Source organism: Mycobacterium sp. (genome assembly GCF_035603715.1).
Taxonomy (GTDB): Bacteria; Actinomycetota; Actinomycetes; order Mycobacteriales; family Mycobacteriaceae; genus Mycobacterium.
Genome location: NZ_DATNJW010000650.1, coordinates 1 through 2,273, shown reverse-complemented (window position 1 = coordinate 2,273; position 2,273 = coordinate 1). Strand labels below are relative to the sequence as shown.

Annotated in this window: 1 protein-coding gene and 1 pseudogene; one reads left to right on the top strand and one right to left on the bottom strand. The window is 65.9% G+C overall.

All coding sequences use genetic code 11. The features are described 5' to 3' along the window. Positions 1-219 (bottom strand): annotated as a pseudogene (locus VN856_RS26310) (aminotransferase class I/II-fold pyridoxal phosphate-dependent enzyme); the annotation flags it as partial. Between the two features lie 268 nt (positions 220-487). Between VN856_RS26310 and VN856_RS26305 the strand changes: the two are divergent. Then, on the top strand, positions 488-1,795 hold the full coding sequence (locus tag VN856_RS26305; RefSeq protein WP_325694790.1) for an IS256 family transposase: 1,308 nt from the start codon (positions 488-490) through the stop codon (positions 1,793-1,795). Positions 1,796-2,273 lie beyond the last annotated feature (478 nt).

The following is a 2,273-nucleotide window of genomic DNA, read 5'->3' as shown; positions in this document are numbered from 1 at the left end:
CAGCCGCCTGCGCAGGCTGTGGCGCTCCGCTGTAATCAGCTGAATACGTTGCCGCAGTTGGGTGTCCGCGTCGTAGGAAGCCGCGACCGCGACTGCACTCGTGATGGCCATGCCGAATGGCGGCTGCATCGTCCACAAGCTGCGGGCGAGCTCAGGCGCGCCAAACCCGTAGCCGATCCGCAGCCCCGCCAGGCCGTACGCCTTCGAGAACGTTCGCAGCCGGGTCCCGAAACCACCAAAGCGTTGGCGGCAAGGGCGAATACTCCCACAAAAGAGGTCAACACCGCGCTGGTCAACATGAGGGCGGCGGCAGCAATCGGTGCACCTACCTGCGACTCCTGCCCGGTTACCCGCTCCACGTCGTGGAGACGAGGTTGTCCCGGTCTTCGTGGAACTTGAGGTGGCGATCCCTCACCTGAGGCCTGCCGGATGGTAGGTCTTCGGGTGAACCGCCAAGTACACCTCGAAGAAGGAGTAAGGGACCGCCATGAAGACACTACCTACTGTTCGCCTGGCCGACGCGTCCAACGCCGCGGGCTTGCCCGATCTGCCAGAGGAGATCCAGCTGGCAATGAGCGATATCGCCGGCGCCGCGCGGGAGGGGCTGCTGGCGATGAGCGTGGCCGCCGGGATGGCGGTGATGCAGGCGATGTTTGAGGCCGAGATCGCCGAGGTGGCCGGGCCGAAGGGCAAGCACTACCGGAACCGGATCGCGGTGCGCCACGGCAGCGGGCGCGGCTCGGTGACCCTCGGCGGGCGTCGGGTGCCGGTGAGCCGGCCGCGGGCACGCACTCTGGATGGGCGCGAGGTGCCGCTGAGCAGCTACACGCACTTCGCCGCCGATGACCTGCTGACCGAGGTGGTGATGGAGCGGATGCTGGCCGGGGTGGCCACTCGCCGACACGCCCGCATTGCGGAGCCGGTGGGCGCCCAGGTCGGCGAGGAGGCGAAATCGACTAGCCGCTCGGCGATTTCGCGCCGGTTCATCCGCCAGACCGAGACCGCGCTGGCCGAGCTGATGAGCCGCGACTTGAGCGAGCTGGACATCAAGGTGCTCATGTTGGATGGGGAGCACCTGGCCGAGCGGTGCGTCGTCGTGGCGCTGGCGATCACCGCCGATGGTACGAAGGTTCCGGTCGGGCTGTGGGACGGTTCCACGGAGAACAAGACCGTGGTCCGCTCGCTGCTGGCCGACCTCGTCGCGCGCGGCCTGGCCGTCGACGATGGGCTGCTGGTGGTCATCGACGGCGCCAAGGCCCTGTCGGCGGCGGTGCGCGAGGTGTTCGGCGCCAAGGCGGCGATCCAAAGATGTACCTTGCATAAGCGGCGCAACCTAGCCGATCACCTGCCCGATAAGGAGCAGGCGTGGGTGGACGCCAAGCTAGTCAAAGCGTTCGCCCACCCCGACCCCGACGCAGGGCTGCGCAATGCTAAACACCTTGCTGCACAACTGGATAAGAAATATCCCAGCGCAGCCGCCAGCCTGCGCGAGGGGCTGGAGGAGATGTTTACCGTCGCCCGCCTCGGCATCGACGGCCGCCTCGCCAAGACGCTGACCACGTCCAACCCGGTCGAGTCGATGATTTCCATCGCGAGGGCCACCAACCGCAACGTCACCCGCTGGCGCGACGGGCAGATGGTGCTGCGCTGGACCGCGGCCGGAATGCTCAACGCCGAACGATCCTTCCGCCGCATCAAGGGCCACAAACAAATGCCCCAACTCGTCACGGCCCTGCACCGCCACACCCACCCCAAAACCGCCGAAGACACCGACACCGTCGGTGCCGCCGCCTAGAGTTCACCGTGGATCGTCACCCAAATTCCACGCGACTCGGGACACGCTCTGCCGCGGCGCCGGGCCCGGTTTCGGTGACGCCACTTGCGCCGAAGATCGAAGTAGCGATTAAGACTGAAGACGGAGAGACCGTTTTGCCCGCTTTAGTCGTCTTGCACCTAACCTTGTTTTCCGAGGAATCCCAGCGCTCGAAGATATACGCCAGCGCCCACCAGCGCCCAGGTCATACCGCATCGACGGGACAGTCGGGGAATGGGAATCGTGGCTCGGGATGATCGGATAACGATCCTTCCACGTCGTACGGACCGGCGCGATCATGTGCGTCAAGCCGTGTCGGGCGGTCGGCCGAGGTTCCGCGAGGGGCTCGCCGAGGCAGGAGAATATTCCGAATACGCATATTCCTTTGCGGAAAGCTCGCGGGTGACGCCATACGGTCCTGCCGGACCGAAGAGCTCGCGCAGCAAGTCCACTAGGTCCT